At 68.9% G+C, this 17,575-nt stretch carries 19 protein-coding genes and 2 pseudogenes; 6 read left to right on the plus strand and 15 right to left on the minus strand.

Going from position 1 to position 17,575, the window contains the following annotated elements; translation table 11 throughout:
• Positions 1 to 16 precede the first annotated feature (16 nt).
• A complete protein-coding gene (locus tag ACPPVW_RS03960) occupies positions 17 to 778 on the minus strand; it encodes an SDR family NAD(P)-dependent oxidoreductase (RefSeq protein ID WP_426625240.1) in 762 nt (253 codons plus the stop codon).
• A 16-nt stretch (positions 779 to 794) separates the two neighbouring features.
• Complete coding sequence (locus ACPPVW_RS03965) at positions 795 to 1,226, minus strand: Hsp20/alpha crystallin family protein (RefSeq protein WP_426625241.1); 432 nt, start codon at positions 1,224 to 1,226, stop codon at positions 795 to 797.
• Positions 1,227 to 1,373: 147 nt separating this feature from the next.
• On the opposite strand from ACPPVW_RS03965, the gene ACPPVW_RS03970 reads away from it, so the two are divergent.
• Positions 1,374 to 2,084 carry a BON domain-containing protein gene (locus ACPPVW_RS03970; protein WP_426625242.1) on the plus strand — a complete coding sequence of 237 codons (711 nt, stop codon included), beginning with the start codon at positions 1,374 to 1,376 and terminating at the stop codon, positions 2,082 to 2,084.
• A gap of 88 nt (positions 2,085 to 2,172) precedes the next feature.
• On the opposite strand, the gene ACPPVW_RS03975 is transcribed toward ACPPVW_RS03970, so the two are convergent.
• The 6 genes and pseudogenes from ACPPVW_RS03975 to ACPPVW_RS04000 form a co-directional block, all read right to left on the minus strand.
• Positions 2,173 to 3,033, minus strand: a complete 861-nt coding sequence (locus ACPPVW_RS03975; protein ID WP_426625243.1) for a universal stress protein — start codon at positions 3,031 to 3,033, stop codon at positions 2,173 to 2,175.
• Positions 3,030 to 3,494, minus strand: a complete 465-nt coding sequence (locus ACPPVW_RS03980; protein WP_426625244.1) for a universal stress protein — start codon at positions 3,492 to 3,494, stop codon at positions 3,030 to 3,032. Before ACPPVW_RS03980 ends, ACPPVW_RS03975 begins: the two co-directional genes overlap by 4 nt.
• Positions 3,495 to 3,684: 190 nt before the next feature.
• Positions 3,685 to 4,773: an alpha/beta hydrolase gene (locus ACPPVW_RS03985; protein WP_426625245.1), complete on the minus strand. Its 1,089-nt coding sequence runs from the start codon at positions 4,771 to 4,773 to the stop codon at positions 3,685 to 3,687.
• 375 nt (positions 4,774 to 5,148) lie between these two features.
• Positions 5,149 to 7,556 (minus strand): annotated as a pseudogene (ppsA, locus tag ACPPVW_RS03990) (phosphoenolpyruvate synthase).
• 80 nt (positions 7,557 to 7,636) lie between these two features.
• Positions 7,637 to 7,927 carry a PfkB family carbohydrate kinase gene (locus ACPPVW_RS03995; RefSeq protein ID WP_426625246.1) on the minus strand — a complete coding sequence of 97 codons (291 nt, stop codon included), beginning with the start codon at positions 7,925 to 7,927 and terminating at the stop codon, positions 7,637 to 7,639.
• Positions 7,821 to 8,606 (minus strand): 1-phosphofructokinase family hexose kinase, encoded by a 786-nt coding sequence (locus ACPPVW_RS04000; protein ID WP_426625247.1) that lies wholly within the window; start codon positions 8,604 to 8,606, stop codon positions 7,821 to 7,823. Before ACPPVW_RS04000 ends, ACPPVW_RS03995 begins: the two co-directional genes overlap by 107 nt.
• Positions 8,607 to 8,971: 365 nt before the next feature.
• On the opposite strand from ACPPVW_RS04000, the gene ACPPVW_RS04005 reads away from it, so the two are divergent.
• Complete coding sequence (locus tag ACPPVW_RS04005; RefSeq protein ID WP_426625248.1) at positions 8,972 to 10,108, plus strand: hypothetical protein; 1,137 nt, start codon at positions 8,972 to 8,974, stop codon at positions 10,106 to 10,108.
• A 10-nt stretch (positions 10,109 to 10,118) separates the two neighbouring features.
• On the opposite strand, the pseudogene ACPPVW_RS04010 reads toward ACPPVW_RS04005, so the two are convergent.
• A pseudogene (locus ACPPVW_RS04010) lies at positions 10,119 to 10,802 on the minus strand (universal stress protein); the annotation flags it as partial.
• Positions 10,803 to 10,905: 103 nt separating this feature from the next.
• Here ACPPVW_RS04010 and ACPPVW_RS04015 point away from each other — a divergent pair.
• Complete coding sequence (locus tag ACPPVW_RS04015) at positions 10,906 to 11,865, plus strand: IS481 family transposase (protein WP_426623129.1); 960 nt, start codon at positions 10,906 to 10,908, stop codon at positions 11,863 to 11,865.
• Here the strand turns inward: ACPPVW_RS04015 and ACPPVW_RS04020 are convergent.
• Both ACPPVW_RS04020 and ACPPVW_RS04025 read right to left on the minus strand, forming a co-directional pair.
• Positions 11,827 to 12,360 carry a universal stress protein gene (locus ACPPVW_RS04020; RefSeq protein WP_426625249.1) on the minus strand — a complete coding sequence of 178 codons (534 nt, stop codon included), beginning with the start codon at positions 12,358 to 12,360 and terminating at the stop codon, positions 11,827 to 11,829. The two genes, ACPPVW_RS04015 and ACPPVW_RS04020, sit on opposite strands and share 39 nt — an antisense overlap.
• Positions 12,354 to 12,845: a pyridoxamine 5'-phosphate oxidase family protein gene (locus ACPPVW_RS04025; protein WP_426625250.1), complete on the minus strand. Its 492-nt coding sequence runs from the start codon at positions 12,843 to 12,845 to the stop codon at positions 12,354 to 12,356. The genes ACPPVW_RS04020 and ACPPVW_RS04025 overlap by 7 nt, the downstream gene beginning before the upstream one ends.
• A gap of 110 nt (positions 12,846 to 12,955) precedes the next feature.
• Here ACPPVW_RS04025 and ACPPVW_RS04030 point away from each other — a divergent pair, with 110 nt between their 5' ends.
• Positions 12,956 to 13,255 carry a DUF5652 family protein gene (locus ACPPVW_RS04030; protein ID WP_426625251.1) on the plus strand — a complete coding sequence of 100 codons (300 nt, stop codon included), beginning with the start codon at positions 12,956 to 12,958 and terminating at the stop codon, positions 13,253 to 13,255.
• Positions 13,256 to 13,342: 87 nt separating this feature from the next.
• On the opposite strand, the gene ACPPVW_RS04035 is transcribed toward ACPPVW_RS04030, so the two are convergent.
• The gene (locus ACPPVW_RS04035; protein ID WP_426625252.1) at positions 13,343 to 13,600 is read right to left on the minus strand and encodes an SHOCT domain-containing protein; all 258 of its coding nucleotides are present in this window, start codon (positions 13,598 to 13,600) and stop codon (positions 13,343 to 13,345) included.
• 120 nt (positions 13,601 to 13,720) lie between these two features.
• Between ACPPVW_RS04035 and ACPPVW_RS04040 the strand changes: the two genes are divergently transcribed.
• Together ACPPVW_RS04040 and ACPPVW_RS04045 are read left to right on the plus strand one after the other, a co-directional pair.
• Complete coding sequence (locus ACPPVW_RS04040) at positions 13,721 to 13,870, plus strand: hypothetical protein (RefSeq protein WP_426625253.1); 150 nt, start codon at positions 13,721 to 13,723, stop codon at positions 13,868 to 13,870.
• Positions 13,867 to 14,571 carry a cytochrome b N-terminal domain-containing protein gene (locus ACPPVW_RS04045; protein ID WP_426625254.1) on the plus strand — a complete coding sequence of 235 codons (705 nt, stop codon included), beginning with the start codon at positions 13,867 to 13,869 and terminating at the stop codon, positions 14,569 to 14,571. Before ACPPVW_RS04040 ends, ACPPVW_RS04045 begins: the two co-directional genes overlap by 4 nt.
• 931 nt (positions 14,572 to 15,502) lie before the next feature.
• Here the strand turns inward: ACPPVW_RS04045 and ACPPVW_RS04050 are convergent.
• From ACPPVW_RS04050 to ACPPVW_RS04060, 3 genes are read right to left on the minus strand one after another with little or no spacing between them, the layout of a single operon-like run.
• Positions 15,503 to 15,730 carry a ferredoxin gene (locus ACPPVW_RS04050; RefSeq protein ID WP_426625255.1) on the minus strand — a complete coding sequence of 76 codons (228 nt, stop codon included), beginning with the start codon at positions 15,728 to 15,730 and terminating at the stop codon, positions 15,503 to 15,505.
• Positions 15,727 to 16,974, minus strand: coding sequence for an NADH-ubiquinone oxidoreductase-F iron-sulfur binding region domain-containing protein (locus tag ACPPVW_RS04055; RefSeq protein ID WP_426625256.1), 1,248 nt, complete (start codon positions 16,972 to 16,974; stop codon positions 15,727 to 15,729). The genes ACPPVW_RS04050 and ACPPVW_RS04055 overlap by 4 nt, the downstream gene beginning before the upstream one ends.
• A complete protein-coding gene (locus tag ACPPVW_RS04060) occupies positions 16,971 to 17,549 on the minus strand; it encodes a ferric reductase-like transmembrane domain-containing protein (RefSeq protein ID WP_426625257.1) in 579 nt (192 codons plus the stop codon). The genes ACPPVW_RS04055 and ACPPVW_RS04060 overlap by 4 nt, the downstream gene beginning before the upstream one ends.
• Positions 17,550 to 17,575: the final 26 nt, after the last annotated feature.

A 17,575-nucleotide genomic window follows, 5' to 3' on the forward strand; every position in this document is an offset into this window, starting at 1 on the left:
GTTCCCCTCCCCCGGCTCAGATCACCGACCAGCCCGCATCGCTCGGCAGGACGGCGCCGTTGACGTTCGACGAGTCATCGCTCAGCAACCACGTGATCGCGGCCGCCAGCTCCTCCGCCGTCGCCGGTTCCGGCACGTTGGTCTGCATGTAGGGAGCCATCCGCTCGCCCGCGAAGGCTGAGCGGAACTCCGCCTGGATGTTCGTCATCGTCGCGCCAGGCGCGACCGCGTTGCAGCGGATCCCTTTCGGCCCGTAGAAGAAGGCGGTGCTCCGGGTCAGTCCGTTCACGGCGTGCTTGGAGGCCGTGTAGGCGGCACCCGCTGCGGACCCGCGGAGCGCGGCCTCCGACGACACGTTGACGATCGTGCCCGCGCCGCGCTCGAGCATCCCGGGCAGCACCGCGCGAGTGAGACGCATCACGGCTGTGAGGTTCACCCTCAGCACGCGGTCCCAGACGGCGTCCTCGACCTCTGCCGGAGGGAGGAAGTCGTCCATGATTCCCGCGATGTTCGCCAGCGAGGTGACCCGGCCGTCGGCGATCTGAACGATCTGGGCGACGACGTCCTCGTCGCTCACGTCGCCGGCGAACGTCATGAGCCGGTCGGACGGAATCTCCTCCGCGAGGGCGGCGAGCCGCGGTTCGCTGATGTCCGTCGCGACGACGGTGGCGCCCTCCGCGAGCAGGCGGACGGCCGTGGCCTTGCCGATCCCGGACCCCGCGCCCGTCACGATGACGCGACACTCCGAGAAGCGGCCCTCGACGATGTGCGTCGACATCCTGCGCGTCCGCCCGTCAGGCCTTGGATCCGGCGGTGATCGGTACCTTCGTCGGAGCCGGCAGGGCGGCGAACGGGACGTCGACCTTCAGCACGCCCTTCTCGAACGTGGCGGCGACCTTCGCCTGGTCGCTCTGCTGCGGAAGCACGATGCGGCGGTAGAAGCTCTGGCTGGACTCGCGGACGACGTACTTCTTGTCCTTGTCCTCCTCCTTCTCATGCTTCTCGGCCTGGATCACGAGCGCGCCTTCGTCGATGTTCACGGAGACGTCGTTCTCGTCGAAGTCGGGGAGGTGGACCTCCACGACCATTTCCTTGTCGTCCTTCGTGTAGATGTCGGTCGTCGGCAGCTTCGTGCGGCGCGACCCGAACATGCCGTCCTCGAAGAAGTCCCGCTCCATCCGGCTGAGCTCGGCGAACGGGTCGAAACGGACCAGATTGCGTGCCATGACGGTGTCCTCTCTCTCGTGGGTATTCGTGCTGACGCCGACACCGTACGTCGGCGGTGGGGCACGCCCGTGGGCCGAAGGTCCCGCGCTCATCGGTAGGACCTTCGACTCATCCCCGCGTCGGTTCCACGCTGGATGCTGAAAGCCATGAGCATCAGCAACCCACCCGGATCACACGCTCCAGGCGCTCCCGCCCGCGTCTTCGGCGACCTGTCCGTCCGCCAGGCCGTGGAGTCCGAGCTCGCCTGGACGCCGGACATCGTCGCCCCGACGATCGGCGTCGGCGTCGACGCGGGGGTCGTCACGCTGACGGGCGAGGTCGGCACCCTGCACGAGCGCATCGCGGCGGTGGAGGCCGCGCAGCGCGTCGCAGGTGTCCGCACGGTGGCGGACGAACTGCGCCTGCCCGACTCGGGCGACGAGCCGCACGGACGCAGCCTCGCCACCGCGGTCGACGGGATCCTCGCCTGGACGGCGGGAGTGCCGAGCGACGGCATCCACGCCGACGTCCAGGGCCATCACGTCGTGCTGACCGGAGAAGTCGAGTGGGACGCGCAACGGGTCGCCGCCAAGCGTGCGGTCGAACGCATCTCCGGCGTCCACTCGGTCGAGAGCCGCATCGAGCTCACCCGCAGGCCGCACGCGGACGATGTCGCCGAGGAGATCCGGAACGCCCTCGTGCGCAACGCCATTCTCGACGCGCGTCACATCGTCGTGAGCGTCGACGGGGAGGAGATCACGCTCACCGGTGCCGTCTCCTCGTGGATCGAGCACCAGCAGGCGGTGAGGACGGCGTGGGCGTCGCCGCACGTGCGCCAGGTGCACGACCAGCTGCGGGTGGAGCCGAAGGAGATCTGACCCCGCCGGCAGCCGTTCAGATCAGTGCTGTCGTTCAGATCAGTGCTGTCGTTCAGATCAGTGCTGTCGTTCAGATCAGTGCTGTCGTTCAGATCAGGCACTCGGGCGCGACGACGATCGTCGGCACCCGGATGGCCAGGATCAGAGCGTGACTCACCGAGCCGAGCATCAAGCGATCGAGTCCGCGAGCCTGTTCGGTCCCGACCACCAGCAGTGCCGCGTCGTCGAGACTCGACATGATCGCGTGCCTCGGGTCGTCCCGGACGAGGCTGGCCGTCACCGTCAGATCCGGATTCGCCGCGCGCACCGTGCGGGCGACGGACTGGAGGATCGTGTCGTGCTCGGTCTGCAGGTCGACCGTGAAGCGTCCGTCCGGCTGCTGTATCCCGGGGAGGCCGACCAGTGGCTCGAGCCAGGCGTGGACGATCCGGAGATCGCCGCCCAGCCGCCTGGCCTCCCGTGCCGCGAAACGCGCCGCCTTCAGCGACACCTCGGAACCATCCACGCCCACGACCGCCGTCGTGCGGTCGGGTGCCGGAAGCTCCGGGATGACGGCGACCGCGCCACGGGCGACCGCTGCGAGCTGCGCGCCCAGGGACCAGTCATAGCGCACGCGCGGCCAATGCCGTCGGCCGGTTCCGACCACGACGAGGTTGTCGGCCCGCGAGAAGCGGCGCAGCTCGTCGCGCCGGTCGCCTGCCATCACGTGCGTGCTGATCCGCAGGCCGCCGTTCGCCGCCGAGACGCTCTGCGCCTCCGCGTCCGCGGCCACGTGACGCCGAGCCACGAGCTCGTCGGTGACGACCTGCCCCGGCGCGAGAGCGGCGGGGTCCTCGACATCGACGAGCAGGATCCCGTCGTGCTCGGCCACGGCCCGGCGGACCGCCCATTCGAGTGCGGCGTCGGCCTCGTTCGAGCCGTCCCATCCCACGATCGTCCTGTCGCTCATGAGGGATGCTCCTTCGAGTCCTTGTCCGGACGCACGACGAGAACCGGGCATTCGGCCTGCGTCGTGCAGTACAGGCTCACCGAGCCGAGGAACGGCGAGGCCAACTCGCTGAGGCCCCGGCTGCCGACGACCAGGAGCTCCGCGTCGTGCGACGCGGCGACCAGCACTTTGCCGGCGTGCCCCGGCTCCGCGTGAACGCTCACCCACTCCGGCCGGGCATCGCCGAACTCGGCGCTGACGAGGTCCTCCAGGATCCCCAGGGCCACCACCTTGGGCGCGCGCCCGGGGTCCGGGAAGTACGCGTCGTACATCGAGGTGGAAGGCTGCCAGGCCATCACGACGTCGAGCCGGGCGTCCAGCGCCCGGGCCATCCGAGCCGCCTCACGCAAGGCCCGACGGGACTGCTCGGATCCGTCCACCCCGCACACGACCGGCGGCGACACCATCTTCGACCGTTGCATGCTTCCCTCCTGTGGCGACTCTCGCGCGGACGCACAGGTCGGTCACAGGGCACAAAGTCCCCCTCCGCCGACCAGGGCGCGACCTTCAGCCCTGGCCCGCGCGGCGAAGCGGAGCTTCGCTGATGGAGGTGGAGAGTGCGGGGACCCCGCGCGAACCAGAGTACGCGCGGGGTCCCTCATGGTCGCGCGGCTATCCCTGAGGTGGCACGTGGCTGGTCGCCCAAGCGGCAGCTTGGGCATACCAGTCACTCGCGTTGAGCTCGCCGTTGATGTCGTGCCCCGCGTTCGGGAGAACGTAGGTCTGCATATCGGCGCCCGGGAAGAACGGAGCCTCCGAATTGTAGAGGGTCTGATCGGTCGCGCAGTCGTCCAGTCCGAGTTTTCCGCCCTGCAGGCAGAAGAATCCATCGTCTTGACCCATGACCATGAACATCGGCCCGGTGACGCCCAGGCTCGCGACTTCGAACTGCGGAATGGTGCCCAGTTCTGTGGCCGACACCAGGCCCTTGGTCGACTCGTCGTACGCCACCACCGCCGGGTCCGTGTCCGGAGCATTGTAGAAGAGCGAGCCGCGGGTCCCAGGCAGGGTGGTCAAGTAGCCCGCATCCAAGCCCACGCGCGGCGCCAGCCGCGGGTCGAGAAGGGCCGGCTCGAGACTGGTCCCCAATCCTTGCAGGTTGCCGAGAAGGTGTCCGAGACCGGACGAAATGATTCCGTCGACATCGTTATAGGCGGTGTCTTCCTGCCAGGCGATCGCAGAGCCGTACGAGTGCCCCACCATCAGGACTTTCTCGTATGGTCCACCAGGGATCGAACCAGCCCGCGCGGCTTGCACGACATCGTGGATCGACACGGCGTCGGAGTCCAGGTTGAGCAGGGCGCTCGGAGGTATGGAGCTCTGCCCTGCCGATCCGATGCGATCGACTGCGAGGGTCGTATACCCCGCGGCGTTCTGTGCGCCGCTGTAGTCATACATCTCACCGAAACCGGGGAGATCCCAGTAGTTGTGGTCGTAGGTGATCCCGTGCACGAGAATCTGGATCGTGCGAGACGGCCCCGTGGACGGATGACACAACCGGCCGTACATCGTGTACGTCTTGGCAGCGCCATCCGCCAGCGCGACGGGGATGTGCACGTCGCTGCACGACGGCGAGGACGTTTGAGCATTGGCCGACAGGGGAACTCCCCCCACGATGAGTGCGGCAACGGTGGCCGCGAAAGCGATACGTCGTAGAGCGAACATTGAAAGCCCCTCAGTCATCGCCCCATGAAACGCCACGGACAGTCCCCGGGTCGCTGCACGAGTGGATGACGGGTTGTCACGCGCCAGCGATGCTGGAGCGTTGCTGATTGCCTCACATTCGGGTCAATATCCGAGGCGGTGTGGTCGAGGCGGAGTGGTAGGGCCCACTCGATCCAGGCACGATCACGATCCGAAGTTCGCGGACGTGCCAGGAGTGACGATCGAGGACGCTCTCCGGCGAAGGCTGAAGGAGTTTCCACCGCGGATACCGTCCTCGAGCGCGGCGACGGTGTGAAATCTACCATCCGAGAATGTGAAGCAACAGGCCTAGGATTATCTCTTTAGTCTTTCAAAACACGGCCGCACGTTCGAGGTGCGACGAGGACGGTCTCGAAGTCGATCTCGCCGTCTTCAGGGACGCTGCAATTCAGCCGCGGGGAGAACGAGCGACGCCTCCGCGGCCGCCACGTGCTCGATCGTCCGCAGGAAGCTGTCCGGGTTGAGGGAGATCGAGTCGATGCCCTGCGCGACGAGGAACTCCGCGAAGTCGGCGTGGTCGCTCGGCCCTTGACCGCAGATTCCGATCTTGATGCCGGCCTCGTGGGCCTTCCGGATGGCCTCCGCGATCATCCACTCGACCGCGGCGTCGCGTTCGTCGAACAACGCGGCGAGCTGCGCGGAGTCGCGATCCACCCCGAGGACGAGTTGCGTGAGATCGTTGGAGCCGATCGAGAACCCGTCGAAACGGGCGGCGAACTCCGTCGCGCGGATCACGTTCGACGGGATCTCGCACATCATGTAGACCTGCAGGTCGCTCTCGCCGCGCACGAGACCGTTCTTCGCCATCTCGTCGAGCACACGATCCGCCTCGCCCGGCGTACGGCAGAACGGGACCATGACGATGATGTTGGCGAACCCGATCCGTTCGCGCGCCCGCTTCAACGCCTCGCACTCGAGCGCGAACGCCTCACGGTAGCGGGGGTCGTAGTAGCGCGAGGCGCCCCGGAACCCGAGCATCGGGTTCTCCTCCGGGCTCTCGAACGCCTCGCCTCCGATGAGGTGCGCATACTCGTTCGCCTTGAAGTCGCTCAGCCGCACGATCACGTCGTGCGGGTGGTAGGGGGCGGCCAGCTTGGCGAGGCCTCGCGCCAACGTCTCGACGAAGTACTCCTTGAGGTCGTCGAACCCCGAGGTCAACACGCGGATTCGGCGGCGAGCGCGCTCGTCCGTCACCCGGTCGGGATGGACGAGCGCCATCGGGTGGACGCTGATCAGGTTGTTGACGATGAACTCCATGCGCGCCAGGCCCACGCCCGCCGCTGGCAGCCGCCACCATCGGAAGGCGGCCTCCGGGCTCGCGACGTTGACCATCACCCTCGTCCGGGTGGCCGGGATCCGCCGCAGATCGATGACGGTGCTCTCGTGACCCAGGATGCCGTCGTAGACGTGGCCGACATCTCCTTCTGCGCATGACAGGGTGACGGCCTGGCCGTCGGTGAGCGTCTCGGTCGCATTCCCTGTCCCCACGACGGCCGGGATGCCCAGCTCGCGGCTGACGATGGCCGCGTGGCTCGTCGCCCCTCCATGATCTGTGATGATGCCGGAGGCCCGGCTCATGATCGAGACCCAGTCCGGGTCGGTCATCTCGGCCACGAGCACCGCCCCGTCCTGGAAGTCCGCGATCTGCGCTGCGTCGCGGATGACGCAGGCGGTGCCGGTCGCGATCGAGTCCCCGATGGCCGCGCCCGAGAGGAGCAGTTCGCCTTTCTCGGTCAGGTGGTGCTCCGTGAACTCCGTCCCGGTCTTGATCGCCTGGACGGTCTCGGGCCAGGCTGGACCAGGTACAGCGCTCCCCCGGCTCCGTCGCGTGCCCACTCCATGTCCATGGGCCGTCCGTAGTGCTTCTCGACGAGCACTGCCCAGCGAGCCAGCTCGAAGATCTCGTCGTCGCTGAGGACGAACGCGTGCCGTTTGCGCGCGGGCGTGTCGATGATCCGGGTGCGCTCCGTCCCGCCCTGGCTGTAGACCATCGTGCGGGCCTTCGCCCCGAGGGTCCGCTCGATGATCGGTGCGGTGTCCGGCCGATCGAGCAACGGCTTGAAGACGAGATAGCGGTCCGGATCGACGGCGCCCTGCACCACCATTTCGCCGAGGCCCCACGCGGCGCTGATGACCGCCACCCGCGGGAACCCGGTGTCGGTGTCGATGGAGAACATCACCCCGGAGCCGCCCAGGTCGGAGCGCACCATCCGCTGAACACCGATCGACAGCGCGACGTCGAGATGGTCGAAGCCCTTGACCTCCCGATAGCTGATCGCACGGTCGGTGAAGAGCGACGCGTAGCAGCGTCGGCAGGCGGCCAGCAGTTCCCGCTCGCCGACCACATTGAGGAAGGTCTCCTGCGCGCCGGCGAAGCTCGCTTCCGGGAGGTCCTCCGCGGTGGCGCTGCTGCGGACCGCGACCGCGAGCGCCGGTGTGCCGGCGCGTTCGGAGAGCTCTCGGTAGCTCGCGACGATGACGTCGCTGATCTCCTGCGGGAACTCGCCCGCCAGGAAGAGCTCGCGGAGCGCTTCGCCGGTCTCGCGCAGGGTCGCCGTGCCCTCCCGGTAGCTGCGGAGTCTGTCGCGCATCGCCTGCTCGATCCCGTTCGCCGCGACGAAGGCGCGATAGGCGGCCGCTGTGGAGGCGAACCCGTCGGGGACGCGGATGCCCTCGGCGGCGAGGCCCCGGATCATCTCGCCGAGGGAGGAGTTCTTGCCGCCGACGCGCGGCACGTCGTGCATTCCGACGTCCTCGAACCACACCACGAAGTCGTCCATCGACCCACTCCCTCTCGACATCGGCCGCCCTTTCCCGTGCCGGACCGCCCGCGCCCACGCTACGTTCGGGGCGGCACCGCCTACAGGGACTTTCGGCCCGCGTCCGCCGGCAGTCCGGCCTCCAGCCACTCGACGTCCGCTCGTCGACAGAGTTCGGAGGCCGGAGTCGTCACCGCCGCGGTGCCGGCGGCGACCGCCGTGCGGAACGCCTCCTCGACCGGGCGACCCTGGGCCATCCGGAGGACGAACCCGCCGAGGAAGCTGTCACCCGCGCCGACACTGCTGACCGCCTCGACGGCGGGGGCGGACAGCCGGTACGTCGCGTCGCGCGAGGCGAGCACCGCCCCTTCCGCCCCGAGCGTGAGGGCCACATACTCCGCAGCACCGGCGTGGATCAGGGACGGCGGCCTCCAGCCGGCTCTGCTCGCTGTCGAGGGCGGCGCCGACGTGCGCCTCCAGCTCCCGTCGGCTCGGCGCGACGAGGAACGTTCCTTCGGCGAGCGCCTCCGCCAGGGCCGCCCCGGTCGAGTCGACGACGCACCGTGCACCGCCGTCCCGGGCCGAGCGGACGACTCGCGCGTAGAAGTCGTCGGGCACCCCGGGTGGGAGGCTGCCGCTCGCGACGACGAAACCGCCCGGCACCACGCCCTGCGCGACGTAGTCCAGGCACGACCGCCATTCGTCCTCGCTCAACTCCGGCCCCTCGAGTACGAACCGGAACTGCGAGCCGTTCGACGTGTCGTCGACAGTGAAGCTCTCGCGGGTGCTGCCCCGGATCGGAACGACCACGCCGGGCACACGCTCGTCCTCGACCAGGCGGCGGTAGGCCTCCCCGATGGGGCCGCCCGCCGTGTAGATCGCGAGGGTCCGCCCTCCGAGACGTCGCACCACCCGGGACACGTTGACTCCCCCGCCGCCGGGCGCCAGGCGGCTCGTGCTGCAGCGCAGCTTGTGCTCGGCGACGACGTGCGCGGTCGACGTGCTGATGTCCAGAGCCGGATTCACGGTCAGGGTCAGGATCGGGGCCGTAGCCGTCTGAGGGTAGCTCATGCGCGCGACGATCCATCACCCACTGTCCTGTGCCGCAGGGCCGAAGGTCACCCGGCGCGATCCACAGGCCCTTCGACCTGCCGGCCCGCTCCGCCGTCGACTTCACTGAGGGCGTGATACTCGACGACGTCGCCTGCCACAGCCGATGACCGCCTCGCCTCCGCAACCGCGCCGAGGGCGGACGTGGGTCGTCTGGCTGCTGTCGGCCCTCCTGCTGATCGGCCTGGGGCTGGTGCTCTTTTGACGTCGCGGGAGGGGACCAAGGACCCTACTGCCGCAGCTAGTCCACTCACCATCCTGTTAGTGCGGTCTCCGCATGGCGGGCCGTGTCCACACGGTGGGCAGAGTCTCAGGGGGATTCTGAAATGAACATTCGCTCGCACGCTCTCCGGTTCGCTGCCGCTCTGGCCGTAGCCGGATTCCTCGGCCTGGCTCTCGGAGGCGCTGCCGCCTCCCCAGCCGCCCAGACCTCAGGCGGAGGCGGCCCGCACTTCTACAGCGGCGTCACCGTCGACATCCCCAACTCCGTCGACGGCGACGTCTACGCCGCCGCACAGACGATCACCATCGGCGGCGATGTCACCGGCGACGTGATCGCGGCGGCGCAGACGATCACCATCAGCGGCCATGTCGACGGCAACGTCCGGCTGGCGGCACAGGCTGTCACGATCACCGGCGACGTCGCCCGAAGCGGCACCATCTTCGCCTCCAACCTCGTCGTCGATGGTCAAGGGTCCATCGGCAAAGACGTCGTCGCGACAGCGAGCACGATCCGGATCGCCGGCCATGTCGGCAGAGACCTCGTGGTCAGCGCGAACGACCTCAGCATCGACGGGACGGTCGGCGGCGACGTGACGTACTCCAGCAGCAACACCGCCCACATCGCGGACGGGGCCGTCGGCGGAAGTGTGCAGCACATCCAGCCCCAGCAGTCGTCCCGACCGGAGATCTCGCCCTGGGCGGTCGTGCTGGGCTGGTTCCTCGGCCTCCTCTATGCGGTCGTAGCGCTCAGCCTCATCACGGTCGCTGCGGGCCTGCTCGTCCCGCGCACGCTGCAGCGTGTCACCGACCGGCTCCTGCCCTCCCCGTGGCGCGCGCTCCTGGTAGGGTTCGTCGCGGCCATCGTCGTCCCGATCGGACTGCTGATCCTGCTCGTGACCATCGTCGGCGCACCGCTCGCACTCGCCGGTCTGCTGCTGTGGATCGTGCTGACGCTCGCGACGTTCCTGGTCAGCGCCCACTACCTCGGGCGGCTCGTCATCCGCGACACCCACCACCCGGTGCTCCAGTCGTTCGTCGGCGGTCTGATCCTGATCGTTGCGTTGCAGATCCCGCTGCTCAACATCCTGGTCTGGCTGGCGATGGTGTTCTTCGGGCTCGGCGCCGAGCTCTTGGAGATCTACCGGCAGCAGCCCTGGCGCCCAATGTCCCGGCCGGAAGCAGTGCAGCCGGCGCCCTTATCACAGCCGGTCGTGACCGGGGAGCCGCCACAGCAGCCGTAGATCGAATCCCTCACTGCAGGAACGGGAAGGTGCCATCGTGTTCATCCTCACGGTCGGGATGGTGATCATCACCACCTCCGTTGCGATCGCGATCATCATCATCGGGCTGCAACTGCCCAAGTCGAATTCGGACGGCCGGCCGTCGGTCGCCCGCGATCGGACGGAGCACGCCGCCCACGACCACGATACGAGGTGAGAAGGCGAGCCGGCCCAGGGGCGGCGTCAGCCGGAGCAGGCGCGACGAGTTCGTGCAGCGCTTCGATCTCGACCCCTCGAAGAAGGCGCGTTCCTCGCACCAGTCTTCTTCGTCGGCCGTCCTCGGCACGACGAACGCGTAGTCCTTGGGCGTGACCAGCACCGGGCACGGCAGGTTCAGCAGCACGTCGTGGCTGACCGAGCCGAGCAGGGAGGCGAGGAGCCGACCCCGGCCGCGGGTCCCGACCACGATGGCCGCGGCTCCGGCGCCGTGCTCGACGAGTGCGGCCGCGGGGTTCTGCCGCACCACGATCGGCGTGATCGACGCCGGCTTGGCGATCGGGACGTCCGCGACCGCCTCCGGGATCACCGCCTGCTCGCGTTCGAGGAACGCGGGGTCGGTCTGCTCGCCCGAGTCGAGCGCCCGCTGCAACGCCTCAGGCACGTCCCAGGCGTGAACGGCCTCGATCTGCGCTCCCCGCCAACTCGCCTCCGTGACCGCTAGCTGTAGTTCCCCGACACGTTGTGAACGGTTGAGGTGAGCGAAGGCCTCCGTGGAGGATGTGGGTTACCACACTCACATCTAGCCAACGGAGGTCTTCGTGACTCACGCTAATGCACCGTTGACGCCGGAAGGGCGTCGACGGCTGGTCGAGCTGGTTCTGGAGCGCGGGTGGTCATTGCGGCGGGTGGCGGAACGGTTCCAGTGCTCGCCCGCGACGGCGAAACGGTGGGTCGATCGGGCACGCGCAGGCTTGCCGATGACCGACCGACCCTCCCGCCCGCACTCGTCCCCGAATCGGTGTCCGGCCCGGTTGGAGCGCCGGATCGTGGCGTTGCGGTTCAGGTGGCGGTGGGGTCCGCATCGGATCAGCTACCACCTCGGTGTTCCCCGTTCCACCGTGGGCAGGGTGCTGGCCCGGTATCGGATGCCGCTACTGCACCACCTCGATCAAGCGACCGGGCTCCCTATCCGCAAACCGAGGGCTGTCCGTTATGAGCACGCTCGCCCCGGCCAGCTGGTCCATGTCGATATCAAGAAGCTCGGCCGCATCCCCGATGGTGGTGGCCACCGAGTCCTGGGGCGGGCAGCAGCACCGTCCCGGCACCGCGGCCGCGGCTATGCGTTCCTGCATCACGCTATCGATGACCACTCCAGGCTGGCCTACTCGGAGATCCTGAACGATGAGCGCAAAGAGACCGCCGCCGGATTCTGGCTGCGCGCCAACGCGTTCTTCACCGCCGCTGGGATCACCGTCACCGCGGTCATGACCGACAACGGTGCGTGCTACCGGTCGAAACTGTTCGCCGACGCTCTCGGCACGAGAGTCAAGCACCGGCGCACGCGCCCCTACCGGCCGCAGACCAACGGGAAAGTCGAACGATTCAACCGCACCCTGGCCACCGAGTGGGCCTACGCGCACGCCTACCTCAGCGACGAAGCCAGAGCCGCAACCTACGACACCTGGCTCCATCACTACAATCACCACAGACCCCACACCGGAATCGGCGGCCTCGTCCCCTCAGCCCGCGTTCACAACCTCACGGGGAACTACAGCTAGCGCGAGAGCGGAGCGGGCGAAGCCGGAGCGGTCCACCCCGACGACGACCACGTTGCGCTCCGGTTGCGGCGAGTCGGGGATGACCGCGACAGGACACTCCGACTTCGCGGCGAGCTTCAGCGGGAGGGTCCCGATCCGCGTTCCCGGTCGGTCGGGGCGCTTGTCGGTTCCGACGACGAGCAGAGTCGCCGTGCCGGACTCCCGCAGAAGGGCGCTCGCCGGCGGCCCTTCGACCCAGCGAGCCTCGACCGCCACGTCGGGCGCTGTCGCGCGCACGTGCTCTGTCGCCTGGCGCAACTCGACCTCGACGGTGGTCTCGAGATCAAACCGCGGGCCGAACATCGCACCGCCGAGACGCGTGTCGATCGCGTGCACCACCTCCAGGATCCCACCGCGCTGGGCCACCCGGTCGGTCGCCCAGTCCAGCGCGCGCCACGCCGATGGTGAGCCGTCGAAGCCCACCACGGTTCGCCCGTCGGCCACCACGTTCACCACTCGCCCTCCCGGCGCCCGGTCACGGTGTGGAGGTTGACCCGGAACACCACGGCGGCAGTGGCAGGGCGGCCGAGCGTGGCCTGCGCGTCGGGAAGCCGTGGGATGTCCAGCGTGCGCATCATCCCGAGTTCGGCTCCCTGATGACCGTCCGCGTCGACGGGGACGAGCGGGCGGAAGCGGTCGACGAGGAGTTCGGTGGCTCGCTTGGCCTCTGCGCCGACGAGCTGCTCGAACCGTCCCCAGGCGATCACGCTGCGCCAGCGATCGATGTGATCGAGCTCGTCCACCTCGAAGCACACCTCGGGCTGCGCGCGCAGCAACTGCACCTTCCGGCCTTGAGCGCTGTGACAGTACACTGCGCCGTCGCGGTAGGCGTAGGAGATCGGGACCACATAGGGCTGCTCTCCGTCGATCATCCCCAGGCGGCCCACCAGCCCGGTGCTCAGGAGGTCATCGATCTCGTCGCGGGTCATCTCGGTCGGCATGCGGTTCCTCACGGTCGTCGGTTCCCAGTCGAGCCTGCTCCCCCTTAGCACACACCGGTAAGGACTTTCGACCCTTGCCGCGCACCACCCGCGAGCGGTCGAATGACCGCATGAGAAACCACAACGGAGCATTCCGGATGGGAATGCACGACATGCCGCCGTCCGGACGCGTGCTGGTCGTCGCGGTCGTCGCCTGGAGCCTCGCCTGGAAGGGCGCGTCCCTGTGGCGCGCGGCCAGGAACGGCAGCAAGCCGTGGTTCGTCACCCTGCTGCTGACCAACACGCTCGGCGCGCTCGACGCCGTCTACCTGTTCGGGATCGACCGCCACCGCAGGGAGGAGCTCGACGAGCTCACGATCCTGGAGGTCACCGGCGAACCCGAGCAGGAAGGTCACACACAGGAGACCTGAGCAGGCGCTGGCGCGTAGCGGAGTCGTCGTCGGCGTCGGCGTCGTTCGAGGCGGGGCGGTGAGTCCTGCTCACGCGGGTGACCGCGGTCAGGACCTCCCGAGCTCATCCCTGCGGCGGATGTAGTCGTCGTGGTCGATCTCCCCGCGCGCGTATCGCTGGTCGAGTATCTCGCGGGCACTCGGAGCGCGGGGCACGCCAGGTGCGCCGGGCCCCGACTCGGGCGGAGCGCCGCGACGCGTGAGCGTCAGCACGAGCAGCACGATGAGACCAGCGACGAGCAGCAGCGGCACGACCAGCCAGATGAGCCACCCCAGTGGGGCTCCACCCATCATCCATCCCCACATGAGACGCCTCCTCGTATCGACGTTCTCATGCTGCGCCGGCGCTTGATCGAGCGACGGGACCTTCGGCCCACCACCCCGAAGCGCTGCACGGGAACCTGATGCAAAGGACAGGAGGCACCCGTGGACCTCGTCGCAAGCGCACCGGGCATCTACCTCGGCTGGGGCGCATACACCATCCAGCTCGGCAACCTGATCGTCATCGTGGTCATGCTCGTGCTGTTCGCGCTGGCGCTGCTGCTGCCGTTTCCGAAGGCGAGGCGTCGCCGATGAGCACCCAGGAGCGGCCGACCAGGCACCCCGCCACCGAGCAGCAGCAGGAGGAGGAGGTCTACACCTGGACGGGCCGCGCTCGCCGCTGGCTGTTGAGACGGCTCCCGCCACAGAAGCTGCTCCCGCAGGATCAGCCGAGCTACGTGTCGTCGTGGATCTACGTCTTCGGGATGGCGTCCCTCGCCGCGCTCGGTGTCGTGATCCTCTCCGGGCTCGTGCTCAGCCTCAACGGCCCCGCCTGGTATCACACCTCCGGTATCGGCCACTTCACGGACAGCGTGCACCTGTGGAGCGTCGAGCTCTTCTTCCTGCTGATGGTCGTGCATCTCTGGGGCAAGTACTGGATGGCCGCGTGGCGTGGCGGCCGTGTGCTCACCTGGATCACCGGCGTGATCGCCTTCGCTGTCTCGATCGCGGCGGCATTCACGGGGTACCTGCTGCAGACGAACTTCGACTCGCAGTGGATCGCTTTCGAGGGCAAGGACGCCCTCAACGCCGTCGGAATCGGCGCGTGGTTCGACGTCGCCGACCTGGGCCAGATGTTCGCGTGGCACATCGTGCTGCTCCCCATCGGCGTCGGCGCGGTGGTCGTGCTGCACGTGCTGCTCGTGCGCGTGCACGGCGTCGTGCCGCCGATCGACGCGACGGAGGCCGACGACCAGGTCCTCCACGCAGGGAACGAGTCGGAGGAGCCGCGATGACGCGCGTACCGAGCATGACCTGGAAGGCCGGCGACGACATCGTCAGCCGGCCGTGGCACGGCCGCGTGCGCGACTACGACCTGTTCAAGGAGGTCACGATCGGCTTCATCGTGGTGGCCGCGCTCACGCTCGGACTCGCCGCGGTCTTCGGATCGCCGGACGAGCCGTCGGTCACCTTCGCCTCCTGGTCGACTACCGACCCCGTGGACTTCGCTTCCACGGCGACCGCGGAGCTCGCCGGCACGAGCGACACAGCGCAGTACGGACCGCCCTACAACCACACCCCGGGAGCGACCCAGACGCTCGGCCCGATCGACCTGCAGAGCCTCTCGGGCGTGCGGCTGCCCATCGACACGGCGAAAGCCTTCGTGCTCGGTCCGCTCCAGACCCTGCCATCCGTCCCGCCAGCTGTGGCCCGCTGGAACGCAGCCACTCCCGCGCAGCAGGCACGCTGGACGGACGCGTACGCCAAGGCGCTCACCGCGGACAAGGGCACCGCTCTCCCGAGACCGTCCTCGGGCGGTTACGGCCCGGTCCCCGCGATCATCGGCTCCCTCAGCGGGATGGCCCGCAGCGGCGCGCTCGACGGCGCGCTGTCGAGCCAGAACGGCTTCTACCAGCTGAACCGCACGCCCGCGATCCTGTTCCTCGGCGACGGCCAGTACTTCCAGAACCTCGCGGCCGCGCAGCATCTCACAGGCGACCAGTGGGGGATGATGAACGAGACGGGCAACACTCCGGGTCAGGCCTGGCTGTGGCTCTTCTCGTTCTTCTACCAGGTCGAGCCGTTCGCCTCCCTGGGGAACGCGGACCTCGTCGTGGTCCTGATCATGGGCGTGCTGACCGTGCTCCTCGCACTGCTGCCGTTCATCCCGGGCCTGCGGACGATTCCGCGGTGGATCCCCTTGCACCGGGTCATCTGGCGCGACTACTACCGAGCCACCCGGCTGAGCGCCAACACCGGGCAGAGTGCGACGGCGTCGGCCGCCGCGTCGAACTCGTCGGCGCGCAGGGGCACATCCGAACGGGAGCCCTCCTCTCCGCGGAGCGAGACCGGATAGCCCCAGTCGTCGCGGGTGAGGGCGCGGTCGAGGATCTCGGCGCACAGCCCGCGACCGTCGCACCGGGTCCAGTCGATGTGCAGCGCGAAGCCCGTCACGGGTCAGCGCACCTTCCGCACGCAGCGCCGCTGCGCATGCGAGCGCACGTCGCGCTCGAACACGCTGAGGGCGCTCCGGACGAGCCGGGCGGTTCCGTCGGGGTGGTGGCACGATCCGCGCCCGCCAACCCGGCGACCCGCGCCAGGTCGGCCGCGTTCTCGGCGACCGCCTCCCCCGAGGCAACCGCGTCGAACCGGTCGGCCATGGTGGGGAGGCCGAACATGCACGGCCCGCACTGACGGGCGCTCTGCCCGGCCAGGTACTCCACGATGCGCGCCGTCGCCCACAGACCGCAGCGATGGTCGCCGAGCACGTGGATGATGCCGGCGCCGGGCGCCGCGTCGAACGGAGCGAGATCCAGAGCGGTCAGCGGGAGGTCGAAGGCGCTTTCGGGCACCCAGGCGCCGTGGTAGCCGCCGATCAGGGCGGCCCTGATCGCGCCGAAGTCGGGGCGCAGCGCGCCCAGGACCTGCCGGACGGTCGCATCGGTCCGGACCTCGTACACGCCCTCGCTCGGCATGTCGCCGGTGACGGTCACGAGGCGTGTACCGGGGTCGACGGGGTCGCCGACCGAGCGGAACCAGGCAGCACCGTGCCGGGCTATCAGGGCCACGTGTGCCAGAGTCTCCACGTTCTGCACGACCGTAGGCCGGCCGCGCAGGCCAGACGTCGTGAGCCGCCGTGTGCGGTCGACAGGACGCGCGTCGTCGTTCTCGATGAGGTTGACGAGCGCGCTCGCCTCGCCGGAGACGAAGCCATCCGCGCCCTCGACGACCTCGACGTTTCGGGCGTCGGTGCGCTCGCCGATCGCGCCCTCGACGGCTTGGAGCGCGTCGCCCTCCGCGATGATCAGCACGTTGCGCGCGGCGATCGACCGCGCTGCGGCAAGCAGCCCGTCGATCACGAGGTGCGGCGCGTTGCGCAGCAGCACCGTGTCCTTCGAGCTGAGCGGCTCGCCCTCCGTGCCGTTCGCGATGAGGATCGGGGCCCGCCCACGACGGCCGCCCGCGGTCTCTCGGGCGGCGGCGAGCTTGCGCCACACCGGGAATGCGGCGCCGCCACGGCCGGTGAGACCAGCGGCCTCCAGTTCGGCGAGCATCGCCTCGGGATTCCGCGTCGGCAGTTCGCGGTAGGCGCGGAGGTGCGCCTCGAGCCCCGCGTGGGATCCTGCGGCGAACAGCCGCCGGGCGTCCGCCCGGCGACTCGTGGCGCGGGAGGCGGCCGGTTCCACCGTCATCGTCATACGTCGTCCCTGTCTGCGTATGCCGCGGCGATGCGCCGGGTGTGCGAGTGCTCGACGAACCGGGTCGACAGCCGCCAGATCACGGCGGCCGACACGAGGACGACCGAGGCGGCGGTCAGGAGCAGGAACCAGCCGCTGGTGCCGTTCGTGCCGTTGCCGATGGCGTGGAGGACCGCGATCGGCCACATGGCGTACGTGAACCAGTGGACGAAGCGGAAGGCGCGCTGACCGATCCGGCGGCGGAGCAGTCCCGTGATCACGACGGCCACGACCAGGTCGAACGCGACGGTTCCCAGCCCCTGCCAGAACGGCTTGAACGACCCGGCGAAGGGCACCACGATGTCGAGCACCGAGAGCTTGGCATACGAGTCGAAGAGCAACGTGCCCACGTGCAGCACGAGGAAGACGCAGGCGAGCAGCGACACATTGCGGTGGACCAGCGACACCGAGAACCGCGGAATCCCCGGCAACGGGCGGCCGGAACGGGTGACGATGCCGAGCACGAGGGTCACGGTGAACAGGACCAGTGCGATCATGCCGGAGGCACGTCCGAAGGCCCACAGCAGTTCAGTCATCGCCTGGCCTCCTCGTCACGGTCGTT

The organism is Leifsonia sp. McL0607 (assembly GCF_049993355.1).
Lineage (GTDB): Bacteria > Actinomycetota > Actinomycetes > Actinomycetales > Microbacteriaceae > Leifsonia.